The sequence below is a fragment of the Cyanobium sp. FACHB-13342 genome, assembly GCF_014697415.1.
GTDB lineage: Bacteria > Cyanobacteriota > Cyanobacteriia > PCC-6307 > Cyanobiaceae > Cyanobium_A.
This window is the reverse complement of the sequence record NZ_JACJRT010000008.1, coordinates 288,652-302,662: the sequence shown is the minus strand read 5'-3', so window position 1 is coordinate 302,662 and position 14,011 is coordinate 288,652. Positions and strand designations below refer to the sequence as shown.

General features: G+C 64.4%; 12 protein-coding genes. 10 read left to right on the top strand and 2 right to left on the bottom strand.

Annotated features, from left to right (window positions below; genetic code table 11):
• Positions 1–3: 3 nt before the first annotated feature.
• Positions 4–1,428 (bottom strand): geranylgeranyl reductase, encoded by a 1,425-nt coding sequence (gene chlP / locus H6G16_RS06995; protein WP_190389558.1) that lies wholly within the window; start codon positions 1,426–1,428, stop codon positions 4–6.
• A gap of 173 nt (positions 1,429–1,601) precedes the next feature.
• On the opposite strand from chlP, the gene H6G16_RS06990 reads away from it, so the two are divergent.
• From H6G16_RS06990 to ccsB, 8 genes are all read left to right on the top strand, one after another.
• Positions 1,602–2,306, top strand: a complete 705-nt coding sequence (locus H6G16_RS06990; protein WP_190389557.1) for a M15 family metallopeptidase — start codon at positions 1,602–1,604, stop codon at positions 2,304–2,306.
• Entirely contained in the window at positions 2,306–4,852 is a 2,547-nt protein-coding gene (locus H6G16_RS06985) for a U32 family peptidase (RefSeq protein WP_190389556.1), read from the top strand. Before H6G16_RS06990 ends, H6G16_RS06985 begins: the two co-directional genes overlap by 1 nt.
• A 151-nt stretch (positions 4,853–5,003) precedes the next feature.
• Positions 5,004–6,812 (top strand): translational GTPase TypA, encoded by a 1,809-nt coding sequence (typA, locus tag H6G16_RS06980; RefSeq protein WP_190389555.1) that lies wholly within the window; start codon positions 5,004–5,006, stop codon positions 6,810–6,812.
• A gap of 3 nt (positions 6,813–6,815) precedes the next feature.
• Positions 6,816–7,280 carry a DUF309 domain-containing protein gene (locus H6G16_RS06975; RefSeq protein WP_347238821.1) on the top strand — a complete coding sequence of 155 codons (465 nt, stop codon included), beginning with the start codon at positions 6,816–6,818 and terminating at the stop codon, positions 7,278–7,280.
• Complete coding sequence (locus H6G16_RS06970; RefSeq protein ID WP_190389554.1) at positions 7,280–7,729, top strand: LPS-assembly protein LptD; 450 nt, start codon at positions 7,280–7,282, stop codon at positions 7,727–7,729. The genes H6G16_RS06975 and H6G16_RS06970 overlap by 1 nt, the downstream gene beginning before the upstream one ends.
• Positions 7,726–8,454: an LPS export ABC transporter ATP-binding protein gene (gene lptB, locus H6G16_RS06965; RefSeq protein WP_190389553.1), complete on the top strand. Its 729-nt coding sequence runs from the start codon at positions 7,726–7,728 to the stop codon at positions 8,452–8,454. Before H6G16_RS06970 ends, lptB begins: the two co-directional genes overlap by 4 nt.
• Positions 8,451–9,629 (top strand): LptF/LptG family permease, encoded by a 1,179-nt coding sequence (locus H6G16_RS06960; RefSeq protein WP_190389552.1) that lies wholly within the window; start codon positions 8,451–8,453, stop codon positions 9,627–9,629. Before lptB ends, H6G16_RS06960 begins: the two co-directional genes overlap by 4 nt.
• Positions 9,630–9,668: 39 nt before the next feature.
• A complete protein-coding gene (ccsB, locus tag H6G16_RS06955) occupies positions 9,669–10,622 on the top strand; it encodes a c-type cytochrome biogenesis protein CcsB (protein WP_190389551.1) in 954 nt (317 codons plus the stop codon).
• A gap of 69 nt (positions 10,623–10,691) precedes the next feature.
• On the opposite strand, the gene rpe is transcribed toward ccsB, so the two are convergent.
• Entirely contained in the window at positions 10,692–11,375 is a 684-nt protein-coding gene (gene rpe, locus H6G16_RS06950) for a ribulose-phosphate 3-epimerase (protein ID WP_190389550.1), read from the bottom strand.
• Between the two features lie 169 nt (positions 11,376–11,544).
• Between rpe and glpX the strand changes: the two genes are divergently transcribed.
• Together glpX and H6G16_RS06940 are read left to right on the top strand one after the other, a co-directional pair.
• Positions 11,545–12,549: a class II fructose-bisphosphatase gene (gene glpX / locus H6G16_RS06945; RefSeq protein WP_190389549.1), complete on the top strand. Its 1,005-nt coding sequence runs from the start codon at positions 11,545–11,547 to the stop codon at positions 12,547–12,549.
• Between the two features lie 34 nt (positions 12,550–12,583).
• On the top strand, positions 12,584–13,894 hold the full coding sequence (locus tag H6G16_RS06940; RefSeq protein ID WP_190389548.1) for a glutamyl-tRNA reductase: 1,311 nt from the start codon (positions 12,584–12,586) through the stop codon (positions 13,892–13,894).
• Positions 13,895–14,011: the final 117 nt, after the last annotated feature.

Below are 14,011 nucleotides of genomic sequence, written 5' to 3'. Positions count from 1 at the left end.
GCCTCAACCCTTTCCCGCCAGCACCGGCTCGCGCTCCCCGTCGCCAGCTTCGGAAGTCTTGGTAGCAGAAGCATCGGGGCCCTTGACGGCGGAACGGCCTGCAGCCGTCTGCTTGGCTCCCACCTTGATACCGCCCTTGATGGTGCTCACCGCCAGCATGGCGTTGACTTCAGCCTCATCGCGCACGGCACTGTCCACCGGTTTGTAACCCTGGGGGGCCAGGGCGTTGCCGCGCAGCACGGAACCCAGGGTGAGCAGGGTCAGTTTGAGTTGCTGCCAGGGATTCATCATCACCACCCGCTTGTAGAGGTAGCTGTCGAAGGTCAGGCGTTGGACATCTTTGTCATCGCACATCTCCACGAAGGCTTCGCGGGCTGCGTCATTGCGATAGAAGATATTTTGCAGAATCTCGAGCACCTTGTAGGTGGCGCCGTACTGGCGATCCCATTTTTTCAGATACTTTTTGAGATCGGCTTCACTGGGAACCTTGGTGCCACCAGCGCTGGACTCCACGATCTGCTCGGCACACATCCGGCCACTCTTGGCGGCGAAATAGATGCCTTCACCGGAGCTCTTGGTCACATAGCCAGCGGCGTCGCCAACCAGCGCCATCCGACCCACAACGCGACGTGGCCGGGGATGCTCGGGGATCGGGTGGGCTTCCACCTTGATCACCTCACCGTTCACCAAACGCTTCTTGGCCCGTTCCCGGATGCCTTCCTGCAAGCTCTTGATCAGGCCCTGGTTCTGCTGCATGGTGCCGGTGCCCACGGCCACGTGGTCGTACTTGGGGAAGACCCAGGCATAGAAGTCGGGGGACACGTCCGTTCCCACGTACATCTCGGCCAGGCTTTCGTAGTACTTCATCTCCTCAGGCGGCAGCTTGATGCGCTCCTGGAAGGCGATCGCCACGTTGTAATCGCCAGCATCCATGGCCTTGGCCACCCGGCTATTGGCACCATCGGCGCCCACGATCAGATCGACCTCCAGGGTTTTGGTTTCGCCGGTGGCCTCGCCCGCCCCGTAGTCGGAATAGGTGAGGGTGTAGGGCCCCTGACGGTTGGTGCCCGTATCGATCTTGGTGACCAGTCCATTGACCAGGTGGGCTCCCAGATCGGCAGCGCGGTTGCGTAGAAAGGCGTCCATCACCTCCCGGCGGCACATGCCGATGTACTCATCAGCGTTGTCCAGGTTGATGTCCACCTCCCGGTTGGAGGGGGAAATCATTTTCATGTTGCGCACCTTGCGGTCGATGATCGACTCGGGCAGGTCGAACTCGCTGACCATGCAGAGCGGAATCGCTCCACCGCAGGGTTTGGCGTTGTCGAGCTTGCGCTCGAAGATCCACGTTTGGATGCCGGCCTTGGCAAGCACTTCAGCCGCACAGGAACCACTGGGGCCGCCACCCACCACTGCCACACGCAACATCTGAAAACCGCTCCGCCAGGAAGGATGTTGGGCTGAAGCTAACACCGCTGAGCGGCCTGCTGGTGGCCAATCCGCTCTCCCCACCTAGGATCTTTATTCCTTCTTTCACAGGGCCGTTGTCCGGTGCCAGCCAGGGGACCCGCCTGACCCGTCGTCCTCCCCGCCGTACGGGCTTGGACGACATTCCTGTGGCCCGGCGCACCAGCCCGGCCCTGACCCCCGCCAACCGCTGGTTGCTGCGGTTGACGGTGGGCACGGGCACGCTCCTGGTGGCCCTAACGCTGGTGTTGGTCTGGCGACCCCAGCCCCTGCTGCGGCTGTTGGCTCCGCCGCCCGTGAAGGGACTCAATGCCCGCACCTCCCTCGACGGCCGACTGCTGGGCCACTTTCCCTATCCAGAGGTAGCCCCAACCCAACGGGTGGCCGTGGCTCCCGGCCTGGAACTGCATCGCGATGCCGCCCAGGCCCTGCTGGCCATGCAACGGGATGCGGCCGCCGCCGGGGTGGATTTGGCGGTGCTGAGTGCCTTTCGCTCGATCCCGGTCCAGAACGACCTGTTCTTCGGGGTGAAATCGGAGCGGAACCAAAATGCCCGGGAGCGGGCGATGGTGAGTGCCCCGCCTGGTTTTTCAGAGCACAGCACGGGCTATGCCGTCGATCTCGGCGATGGTCGGGCGCCGGCCGCCAACCTCTCACCCGCGTTCGACCAGACGGCCGCCTTCGCCTGGCTGCAGGACCATGCCGCCCGCTATCACTTTGTCCTGTCCTTTCCCAGGGGCAATGCCCAGGGTGTGAGCTACGAGCCCTGGCACTGGCGCTTTGAGGGAACCGCAGCGGCGCTGAAGGTGTTTGAACCGGCCCAGCGCCTGGCCCGCTGATGGCGGTTCCTGAGCTGCTCGCACCGGCAGGCACCTGGGAAGCCCTGCGGGCTGCGGTGGCCAACGGGGCCGACGCCGTCTATTTCGGCGTGGAGGCCTTCAACGCCCGCATGCGGGCCGCCAACTTCCGCCGTTCCGAGCTGCCGGAGCTGATGGGCTGGCTCCATCAGCGCGGCGTGAAGGGCTTCCTCACGGTGAATGTGCTGGTCTTCACCGAAGAACTCACGGAGGCTGCGGGCCTCATTCAGGCTGCGGCCGAAGCCGGGGTGGATGCCCTGATCGTGCAGGACATCGGCTTGGCACGACTGGCCAGGGAACTGGCGCCCGAACTGGCCATCCACGGCTCCACCCAGATGTCGATCACCAGCGCCGCCGGGGTTGCCCAGGCCGCCGACCTGGGGTGTGAACGGGTGGTGCTGGCCAGGGAGCTGACCCTGACCGATCTGGGCCGGCTTCAGAAGCAGTTGCGTCAGCGTCAACTGGCCATGCCCCTGGAGGTGTTTGTGCATGGTGCCCTCTGCGTGGCCTACTCCGGGCAGTGCCTCACCAGCGAAGCGCTGGGCCAGCGCAGCGCGAACCGGGGGGAATGCGCCCAGGCGTGCCGTCTGCCCTATCAGTTGATCGTGGATGGGGAGGAGCGGGACCTGCAGGATCAGCGCTATTTGCTCTCCCCCCAGGATCTGGCGGCCTGGGAGCTGTTGCCCCAGCTGGTCGATCTGGAGATCGCCAGCCTCAAAATCGAAGGCCGGCTGAAGGACGCCACCTACGTGGCCGCAGTGACCGAGGCCTATCGCCAAAGCCTGAATCGCCTTGCCGAAGGAGACAGGCCGGGCCCCCAAAGTACGGAGCAACGCCGGGCCCTGGAGCTGAGTTTTTCGCGCGGCCTGTCCACCGGTTGGTTGGATGGCATCGACCACCGCAAGCTGGTGCACGGGCGCTGGAGCAAAAAGCGGGGCCCCCTGATCGGGGTGCTGGAGCACCTGGATCCCCAGGGCTGGTGGACGCTGCGTAGCTCCGCAGCGCTCAAACCCGGCGATGGGGTGGTCTTTGAGCTTGCGGGTAGCAACCCCCTGGAGGCTCCTGCCGAGGTGGGTGGCCGGGTCATGGCCGTGCAGCCAAGACCTGACAACCGACTGGCGATCCGCCTGGGGCCAGGTCGGATCGATGGTCGCGGCCTTGGCCAGGGCAGCCCCTGCTGGCTGACGAGCGATCCCACCCTGGAGCGGCACTGGCATCGGCTGGCAACGGCTTCGACCCCAGAAGCCAGCGTCGGACTGCGGCTGGCGGTGTCCGGGCGGGAGGGGCAGCCCTTGGAGCTCCGACTGCTGGCGCTCGAGGGAAGATCAGAGCAGCCCCGTCTGGCCGGCGCTGCTCTCACAGTGCACTCGCTCGCGTGCCTCCAGCGCGCCACGGGCCAGCCCCTCGACCACGACAGGCTGGTGGCCCAGCTCGGCCGGCTCGGTGGAACCCCCTGGCGCCTCGATGGGCTGGAGCTCGAGCTGGCTGGGCCGCTGTTTCTCCCCCTGGCGGAGCTCAACCGCATGCGGCGGGAGCTGGTGGAGCTGCTGGCCCAGCTGGAACCAGCGGCCCGGCTTCCGGCCCCCGAGCCCCCCGATCTGCCCGCCTGTCTGCAACGGCTCGCCGCGGTACCGGGTGCTGAGCCCCCCGCCCCTGAGGGCGAGGCCAGCTCCTCCCCCGAACTGATCGTGCTGGTGCGCAACCTCGACCAGCTGCGGGCCCTGCGGGATCAACCGGTGACCGCAGTGATCGCCGACCTGGAGCAGCCCAGCGACCTGCGCGAAGCCGTGGCGATCGGACGGGGTTGCTGGCCGCGGGGGATCTGGCTGGCTGGATCCCGCATCACCCGCCCGGATGAGCGATGGACCCTGGACCCCCTGCTGAAGGTCAGCCCCGACGCCTATCTGGTCCGCAATGCCGACCAGCTTGAGATGCTCAGCCCCCTGGCTCCGTGCCACGGCGACTTCTCCCTGAATGTGGCGAACCCCCTGACGGCCGCCTGGTTTTTGCAGCACTGGCGGCTCCAATCCATCACCGCCAGTTACGACCTCGACTTGCAGCAGATGCTGGCCCTGGTGCGCGGTTGCCCCGCCGGTCGGATCTCCGTGACGGTGCACCAGCACATGCCCCTGTTCCACATGGAGCACTGCCTGTTCTGTGCGTTTCTCTCCGACGGGCATGACCACACCGACTGCGGCCGACCCTGCGAGCAGCACAGCGTTGTGCTGCGCGATCGCAGCGGCAGTGACCACCCCCTGTTGGCCGATCTTGGTTGCCGCAACACCCTGTTCAATGGGCGCGCGCAGACCGCGGCCGAGGCGTTGCCCCAGCTGCTCAGGGCTGGAGTGCGCCAGGTGAGGCTGGAGTTGTTGCTGGAGTCGGCTGAGGAAGCCCGACACAGGGTGCGGCAGTACGCCGCCACCCTGCGGGGTGAGATCAGCGGTCGCGAGCTGTGGCAGCGCGAACAGCTCGACAGCCGTCTCGGCGTGACCCGCGGCAGTCTCAGGTCTGGCCGGGGCGTGGGATAGAGTCAGAAGCTGGCTTCAAGTGAAAAGTCGCTTCTCGTTCAAGACTCTCGTTCAAGTTCAAGATTCTCGTTCAAGACAGCTTCTCGTCAAACTCGAATCCACCCCAACCGATCACTCAATCAGACCTATCTAACCGTAGGTCATCCCACGTATGAGTAGTGCACACCCAGGCACGCCGATTCGCAATATTGCGATCATTGCCCACGTTGACCATGGCAAAACCACGTTGGTGGATGCTCTGCTCAGTCAATCGGGCATTTTCCGTGAGGGAGAGGCGGTTCCTACCTGTGTGATGGACTCCAACGATCTCGAGCGCGAGCGCGGGATCACTATTTTGTCGAAAAATACCGCTGTTGATTACGACGGCATTCGCATCAACATCGTCGATACCCCAGGCCACGCCGACTTCGGCGGCGAGGTGGAGCGGGTGCTGGGCATGGTGGATGGCTGCCTGCTCATCGTGGATGCCAATGAGGGCCCAATGCCCCAGACCCGCTTTGTGCTGAAGAAAGCCCTCGAGAAGGGCTTGCGTCCAATCGTGTTCGTCAACAAGATCGACCGGGCCCGGGTGGATCCCGAAGTGGCCGTCGACAAGGTGCTCGACCTGTTCCTCGAGCTCGGTGCCGATGACGATCAATGCGATTTCCCCTACCTCTTTGGCAGCGGTATGGGTGGCTACGCCAAGCCGGACATGAAGACCGAGAGCGACACCATGAAGCCGCTCTTCGAAGCCATCCTGCGCCACGTTCCGCCGCCGGTGGGCGACCCTGAGAAGCCCCTGCAGCTGCAGGTCACCACCCTCGACTACTCGGATTTCCTCGGCCGGATCATGATCGGCCGCATCCACAACGGCACCATCAAGGCGGGCCAACCCGCCGCCCTCATCCGTGACGACGGCAGCATCAAGCGCAGCCGCATCAGCAAACTGCTCGGCTTCCAGGGGTTGCAGCGGGTTGAAATTGACGAGGCCCGCGCCGGCGACCTCGTGGCTGTGGCCGGTTTTGATGAGGTCAACATTGGCGAGACGATCGCCTGCCCCGACCACCCTGAAGCCCTGCCCCTGATCCGGGTGGATGAGCCCACCCTGCAGATGACCTTCGTCATCAACGACTCGCCGTTTGCCGGTAAGGAGGGCAAATTCGTCACCAGCCGTCAGGTGCGCGACCGCCTCCAGAAGGAACTGCTCACCAACGTGGCGCTGCGGGTCGAAGACACCGACTCTCCCGACCGCTGGGCCGTCAGCGGTCGCGGTGAGCTTCACCTCGGCATCCTGATCGAAACCATGCGCCGTGAGGGCTATGAGTTTCAGGTGTCCCAGCCCCAGGTGATCTTCCGCACCATCGATGGCACCCCATCGGAGCCGTACGAAACCCTTGTGCTGGATGTGCCCGAGGAGTCGGTGGGTGCCTGCATCGAAAAACTCGGCATCCGCAAGGCCGAGATGCAGAACATGGAGAACACCAACGACGGGCGCACCCAACTGGAGTTCGTGGTGCCTTCCCGGGGCCTGATCGGTTTCCGCGGGGAGTTCATCCGCGCCACCCGCGGCGAAGGGATCATGAGCCACTCCTTCCTTGACTACCGCCCGATGCAGGGCGATATGGACAATCGCCGCAACGGCGTGCTGATTGCCTTCGAGGAGGGCACAGCCACCTTCTATGCACTCAAGGGCGCAGAAGATCGGGGCCAGTTCTTCATCACGCCTGGCACCAAGGTCTACAAGGGCATGATTGTGGGCGAGCACAACCGTCCGCCCGATCTGGAGCTGAACGTCTGCAAGGCCAAGCAGGTGACCAACATCCGCTCCGCCGGCGCTGAAGTGCTGGACACCTTGCAGGCCCCGATTCAGATGACCCTGGAGCGGGCCCTCGAATACATCGGTCCAGACGAGATGCTCGAGGTGACTCCCGAATCGATCCGCCTTCGCAAGCTGCCGTCCAAAAAGGCGGCCAAGCGCTGACGGGTGCCTGAGCCCCACGAACGGCCCATCCCCCTGGACCTTGAGGAACAGGGGTTGATGGCCGATCCGCGACTGGCCGAAGCCATGGCCCAATTCAATGCGGGCGAGTGGTATGCCTGCCACGACGGATTTGAGGCCCTTTGGCACGAGACCGCTGGCGCCATGCGGCCCGTTCTGCAGGGAATCCTGCAGATTGCCGTCGCCGAACTCCACCACGAACGGGGCAATCGCCGTGGGGCCACGATCTTGATGGGGGAGGGGCTGGGCAGGTTGGCCCGTGTCGACGCCAACGCCCTGGGCCTCGAGCTGGAAACGCTCCGCCAGACAGCCGCCATGCGCTTGCGTGCCCTGCAAGACAATGGGTCACTCGATGGGTGTCCAACCCCCAGATTGGTTGCAACGGGGGGCCAACAGCCGTCTGTAGATTGCCCACAGAGCGGTGCAGGCCCAAGCCATTGGTCGATCTGATGCTGCGTTTCTGGTCCTGGCGGCTGGCGGCCCCGTTGGTTTTGGCCGCCTCCTTCGCTGCCTCAGCCGCCACGGCCCAACAGCACCCCCCAGTGGCGCCGGCTGCCAACCCGGTGATGGTCACACCCACCAATGGGTTGGTGACGATTGAGTCAGACCTGCAGAAAGCTGACAACAGCACGGGGGTGGTCACCGCAACCGGAAACGTCCGCATCGTCTATCCCGATCAGCGGGTGGTCGCCACCGCGCGTCAGGCGCAGTATTTCAGCCGCGAAGGGCGGGTTGTCCTCAGTGGAGATGTGGATGTTCTCCAGGAGGGGGGTCACAGCATCCGTGCCGAGCGGCTGGTGTACCTGGTGGAACGGGAGCGGGTTGTGGCTGAGCCCGCCCTCGGAGAACAGGTCGTCTCCCGCTATCGCCTCAACGCACCAACGGCCCCCCAGCCATGAGTCTGGAGTTGGTTGATGTGGTGCTGGCGATTGGCGGCCGGCTCTTGGTGAATCATGTCTCGCTCCAGCTTGAGCCCGGAGAAGTGGTGGGTTTGCTGGGCCCGAATGGGGCGGGCAAAACCACAACCTTCGGCTTGGTGACAGGCCTGATGCGCCCCGATTCAGGACAGGTGTTGATGGATGGCCAACGGATCGAGCTCCTGCCCATGCCCCAGCGAGCACGGCTGGGCATCGGCTATCTGCCTCAAGAACCGAGTGTGTTCAGGCAGTTGAGCGTGCGCGACAACCTCAGCTTGGCCCTGCAGGAAAGTGCCACACCCCTCGAGCACCGTCGCGAACGGCTGGAGGGGCTGATCACGGATTTCCACCTCACGGCCTTTCAGCACCGCAAGGGATACCAGCTCTCCGGCGGTGAACGCCGCCGTTGTGAAGTCGCCAGGGCCCTCGCCGTCGGTCTGGAGGGGCCCCGCTACCTGCTGCTCGATGAACCCTTCGCTGGCGTGGATCCGATCGCCGTGGCCGATCTGCAGCAACTGATCGACCAACTCAGGAACCGCGGCATGGGGCTGTTGATCACGGACCACAACGTTCGCGAAACCCTGGCGATCACGGACCGGGCCTACATCCTTTCTGAGGGGGGGATTCTGGCCTCCGGTAGCTCCGCAGAGGTGGGATCCGATCCCCTGGTCCGCCGGCACTATCTCGGGGAGGCCTTCCGGCTATGACCGTGCTGCACCGCTATCGCCAATCCCTACTGCGACCCTGGCGCCAACTGCCCCTGCTGGATCGCTGGTTGCTGGGGGAACTGATCGGTCCGCTGATCTTTGGCATCGCCGCCTTTACGGCCGTTTCCCTGTCCGTGGGCGCGGTGTTTGAGCTGGTTCGTCGGGTGGCCGAGTCTGGCCTCCCCCTCGACGTGGCGGTCCGGGTGCTGGTGCTGGAAATGCCGTCGTTTCTGGTGTTGTCCTTCCCGATGGCCACCTTGATGGCCACCCTGCTCACCTATTCCAAGCTCTCGGGGAACAGTGAACTCACGGCCCTGCGCAGTGTGGGAGTGGCCACCTGGCGCATGGTGATGCCTGCCGTGGCCGTCGCCCTGGTGATGACCCTGCTCACCTTCACCTTCAACGAGGCGATCGTGCCCCGTACCGTGCTGGAGGCCAAGAACACCCTCAACCGGGCCATCGGCAGGGCCGTGGCGGGTGAGCAGAAGGACAATGTCATGTTCTCGAAGTATGGGGAGATTCAGGCTCCCGATGGCAGTACGGAGAAGGGACTGACCCATTTTTTCTATGCCCAGCGCTTCAACAAAGGCCTGATGGAGCGGGTCACCCTGCTCGACCTCTCGCGCAGTGATCAACGGGTCCTGCTCAGTGCCGATCGCGCCCGTTGGAGTGAACCCGATGCCCAGTGGGAATTCCTGGATGGCCACGTCTTCGGGGTCACCGAGGGGGCGGACAGTTCCACCACGTCGGCGGATTTCGACCGTTACCTCTACCCCTTGGGCAGCCAGCCCCTGCAGGTGGCCAAATTGCCGAAGGACTCCAACTCGATGACGATTGGTCAGGCCCGCACGGCCGAACGGTTGCTGCGGGAAGCCAGCGATCTTCAAGGAGCGCGCAAGTTACGGGTGCGAATCCAGGAAAAATTCGCCTTCCCTGCGGTCTGCCTGGTGTTCGGCCTGATCGGCAGCAGCCTGGGGGTCAGACCCCACTCCCGACGCAGTCGCAGCCAGGGTTTTGGCCTCAGCGTGCTGTTGATCTTCGGCTATTACCTGGTGGCGTTCGTGTTCAGTTCCCTCGGTGTGAAGGGAACCCTGAGCCCCTACTTGTCAGCCTGGTTGCCCGTGGTGATCGGCATTGGTGGCGGCCTGTTTCTGTTGCGGCAGGCCAGCCGCTGACCGCGCCGGCGATTCGCCAGACTGCCCCCACCTCATGCCATGCCTGTGCCTGCCCTGTTGACTGATCCGGTGCTTGGCCTGGGCCTGGCGGCCTTTGCCCTGCTCCTGCTGGTCTTGCCCCTGGCCTTCTGGTCCCTGAGCGGGGGCCGCACCAGCACGGCGGTGCGGCTGCTCGTGGCAGTCGCCAACCTCTGCCTGACGGCCCAACTGGTGCTGCGCTGGTGGGATTCGGGTCACTTCCCCATCAGCAATCTCTACGAATCCCTCTGCTTCCTGGCCTGGGCCTGCACCCTCACCCAACTCCTGGTGGAACGCAGCTGGCCCTCGCCCCTGGTGCCCGCCGCTGCCACACCGATGGCCTTGGGCTGTGTGGCCTTTGCCAGTTTTGCCCTGCCCGACCGTCTCCAGGAAGCCTCACCCCTGGTGCCAGCGCTGCGTTCGAGCTGGTTGGTCATGCATGTCAGTGTGATCATGGTGAGTTACGCAGCCCTGTTGGTGGGCTCCCTGCTGTCGTTGGCCGTGCTGTTCACGGACCGCAGCAATGCACTGGAGCTGCGTAGCAGCTCGATCGGCAGCGGTGGCTATCGCCAGGCCCGCCTGGCTGCCGTGGGGGAGGGCCCTGATGGCCCTGCTGCGGCCCCTGCCATGCAGCTCAGCAGCGTGGCCATCCCGGTGGTGGAACAACTCGACTCCCTCAGCTATCGCACGATCACGGTGGGATTTCTGCTGTTGTCGGTGGGGTTGGTGAGTGGCGCTGTGTGGGCCAACGAAGCCTGGGGGAGCTGGTGGAGCTGGGACCCCAAGGAAACGTGGGCCCTGATCTGCTGGCTCGTCTATGCGGCCTATCTGCACACCCGTTTGATCCGCGGCTGGCAGGGTCGCAAACCCGCCCTGGTGGCAGCTGCTGGCTTGGTGGTGATCGTGGTCTGTTACATCGGCGTGAATCTGCTGGGAATCGGTCTGCACAGCTACGGCTGGTTCTTCGACAGCTGACGGCCAAGCAAAAGCCCCCCTCCGGAGAGGGGGGCCCACAGCTGATGAAGCCGGGTGGGCCGGAAGGGCTCAGGCCGCGACGGCCACGGGTCGCTTGCTGTTGCGAATGCCCGTGATCGCTGCGGCGTAATCGGGTTGGTTGAAGATTCCCGACCCACTCACAATCGCATTGGCGCCCGCTTCCAGCACCTTCCAGGCGTTGTCGGCCTTGATGCCCCCATCCACCTCGATCCAGGGATCGAGACCCCGCTCGTCGCACATGCGACGCAGGTCACGGATCTTCTGCACCTGGTTGTCAATGAAACTCTGGCCTCCGAAGCCCGGGTTGACGCTCATGATCAAGACCAGATCGCAGAGGTCGAGGCAATACTCGAGGGTGTCCAGGGGAGTGCTCGGGTTCAAAACCGCTCCGGCCATTTTGCCAAGATCCTTGATCTGGGCGAGGTTGCGGTGCAGGTGGGGGCAGGCCTCGACCTGCACGGAAATGATGTCTGCTCCGGCCTTCGCAAAGTCAGCCACGTACTTCTCCGGCTCCACGATCATCAGGTGGACGTCCAGGACCTTGGTGGTGACAGGACGGAGGGCCTGAACGATCAGGGGACCAATCGTGATGTTGGGAACGAAGCGCCCATCCATCACGTCGACGTGAATCCAGTCGGCACCAGCCTGGTCGACGGCACGCACGTCGTCGCCCAAGCGGGAGAAGTCGGCGGAGAGGATCGACGGGGAGATGACCAGGGACTTGGTGCTCATGCTGGGCTCGTCGCACAGGGACGGTGATTGTAAGGAGCCGCGAGGGTCGAAGTCACTGATACAGTTGCGGCCGCTTCAAGCCTGAAAGGCCTAGCAGCAGCAGGACTCAGACCCCGTGTCCCGCCGGGCCAAAGCCATTCCCTGAAGCCCATTCCCCTGCCGGATCACCGTGGATCGCACCCTCATCCAGGAAATTCTTGAGGTCGTTGAGCAAGCCGCCATCGCCTCCGCTGAACTCACAGGCCTGGGCAAGAAAGACGAGGCGGACGCCGCTGCCGTGGAGGCCATGCGCAAGCGCATGGGCCAGATCCAGATGCAGGGCCGCATCGTGATCGGTGAAGGTGAGCGCGACGAAGCTCCCATGCTCTACATCGGCGAGGAGGTCGGCAGTGGCACCGGTCCCGGCGTGGATTTCGCCGTGGATCCCTGCGAAGGCACCAACCTTTGCGCCAACAGCCAACGCGGCTCCATGGCCGTGCTGGCCGCTTCCGATCGCGGTGGCCTGTTCAACGCCCCCGACTTCTACATGAAGAAACTGGCTGCCCCCCCGGCGGCCAAGGGCAAGGTGGACATTCGCAAGTCGGCCACGGAAAACATCCAGATCCTCAGCCAGTGCCTGGGTCTTGCCGCCAGTGAACTGACGATCGTGGTGATGGACAGGGCCCGCCACAAGGATCTGATCGCCGAAATCCGCGCCACCGGCGCCCGGGTGCAACCCATCTCCGACGGCGACGTGCAAGCCGCCATTGCCTGTGGCTTCGCCGGCACCGGCACCCATTGTCTGATGGGCATCGGTGCCGCCCCCGAAGGCGTCATCTCCGCCGCTGCCATGCGCGCCCTAGGCGGCCACTTCCAGGGCCAGCTGGTGTACGACCCCGCCATTGCCCAAACCTCCGAGTGGGCCGACTACACCAAGGAGGGCAACATTGCCCGCCTCAACGAGATGGGCATCACCGATGTGGACAAGATCTACGAGGCCGAAGAGCTGGCCTCTGGGGAAAACGTGGTGTTTGCCGGCAGTGGCATCACCGACGGCCTGCTGTTCCACGGCGTCAAGTTTGAGAAGGACTGCACCCGCACCAGCTCCCTGGTGATCAGCACCCTCGACAACACGGCCCGCTTCACCAACACCATCCACATCAAGGATGGGGCCAAGAGCATCGCGCTGAGCTGACCCCTTCGCAGCCCGCGCCCTCGAGCCAGCCTCCATGCACATAGCCGTCGTCGGCCTCAGTCATCGCACGGCTCCAGTGGAGATCCGGGAACGCCTCAGCATCCCGGAGCAAACCATGGAGGCTTCGCTTCAGCAGCTCCGCTCCGATGACCAGGTGCTTGAGGCGTCCATCCTCAGCACCTGCAATCGGCTTGAGATCTACACCCTGCTCCGCAATCCGGAGCAGGGTATTTCCGCTGTGGGTTCGTTTCTGAGCCAGCACTCCGGTCTGGCGGTCGAAGAGCTCACCCCCCATCTGTTCACCTTCCACCACGAGGAAGCGATCAGCCATTTGCTGCGGGTGGCGGCCGGCCTCGATTCGCTGGTGCTGGGCGAGGGCCAGATCCTCTCCCAGGTGAAGAAGATGGTGCGGTTGGGCCAGGAGCATCGCTCCGTGGGCCCAATCCTGAATCGCCTGCTCACCCAGGCGGTGAGCACGGGCAAGCGGGTTCGTACCGAGACCAACCTCGGCACCGGTGCGGTATCGATCAGTTCCGCCGCCGTGGAGCTCGCCCAACTCAAGGTGGGCCAAGCCCGTGGCCTCGATGAGCTGGTTCCCCTGGACCAGGAACAGGTGGCGGTGGTGGGTGCCGGCCGCATGGCGCGCCTGTTGCTCCAGCACCTCCAGGCCAAGGGCTGCCGGGGCGTGGTGTTGCTCAACCGCACGGTCAGCAAAGCGGAGCTGCTGGCGGCCGACTTTCCAGCCCTGCCCGTTCAGTGCCGCCCCCTCGAGGATCTGGACCACTGCCTGAGCACCTGCTCCCTGGTGTTCACCAGCACAGCTGCCGACAATCCGATCATTACGGCCGATCGCCTCCGTGGCCTCAACCGGCGCTCCAGTCTGATGTTGGTGGACATTGGCGTCCCCAGAAACATCGCCGCCGACACAGCCGCCCTGACGGGTGTCCAGTCCTTCGATGTGGACGACCTGCAGGAAGTCGTGAACCGCAACCAGGAGGCCAGGCGTGAAATGGCAGCCGAAGCCGAGGGCCTGCTCGAAGAGGAGTCCAGGCTGTTCCTGGAGTGGTGGGATGGTCTGGAGGCCGTCCCGGTCGTCAACCGCCTGCGCCGCCAGTTGGAGGACATCCGCGAGCAGGAGCTGCAGAAGGCGCTGAGCCGGATGGGACCGGATCTGTCAGCCCGGGAACGCAAGGTGGTGGAAGCCCTGAGCAAGGGGATCATCAACAAGATTCTCCACACCCCCGTCACCAACCTGCGTGCCCCCCAACCACGCCAGCAACGCCATAGCGCCATGCGCGTGCTTGAGGAGCTGTTTGAGCTTCAGGAGCAGCCTGGAGAGGGCTAACTGCCTACTCCAGGCAGGGTGGCTCTGCAACAGTTCGTGCCGCCACTGAACAAAAGGGTCGCGCTGGTGCGCGCTGCTCCAGTACGGTCAGCCCCGAGAACCGCCGGCAACAGGGTT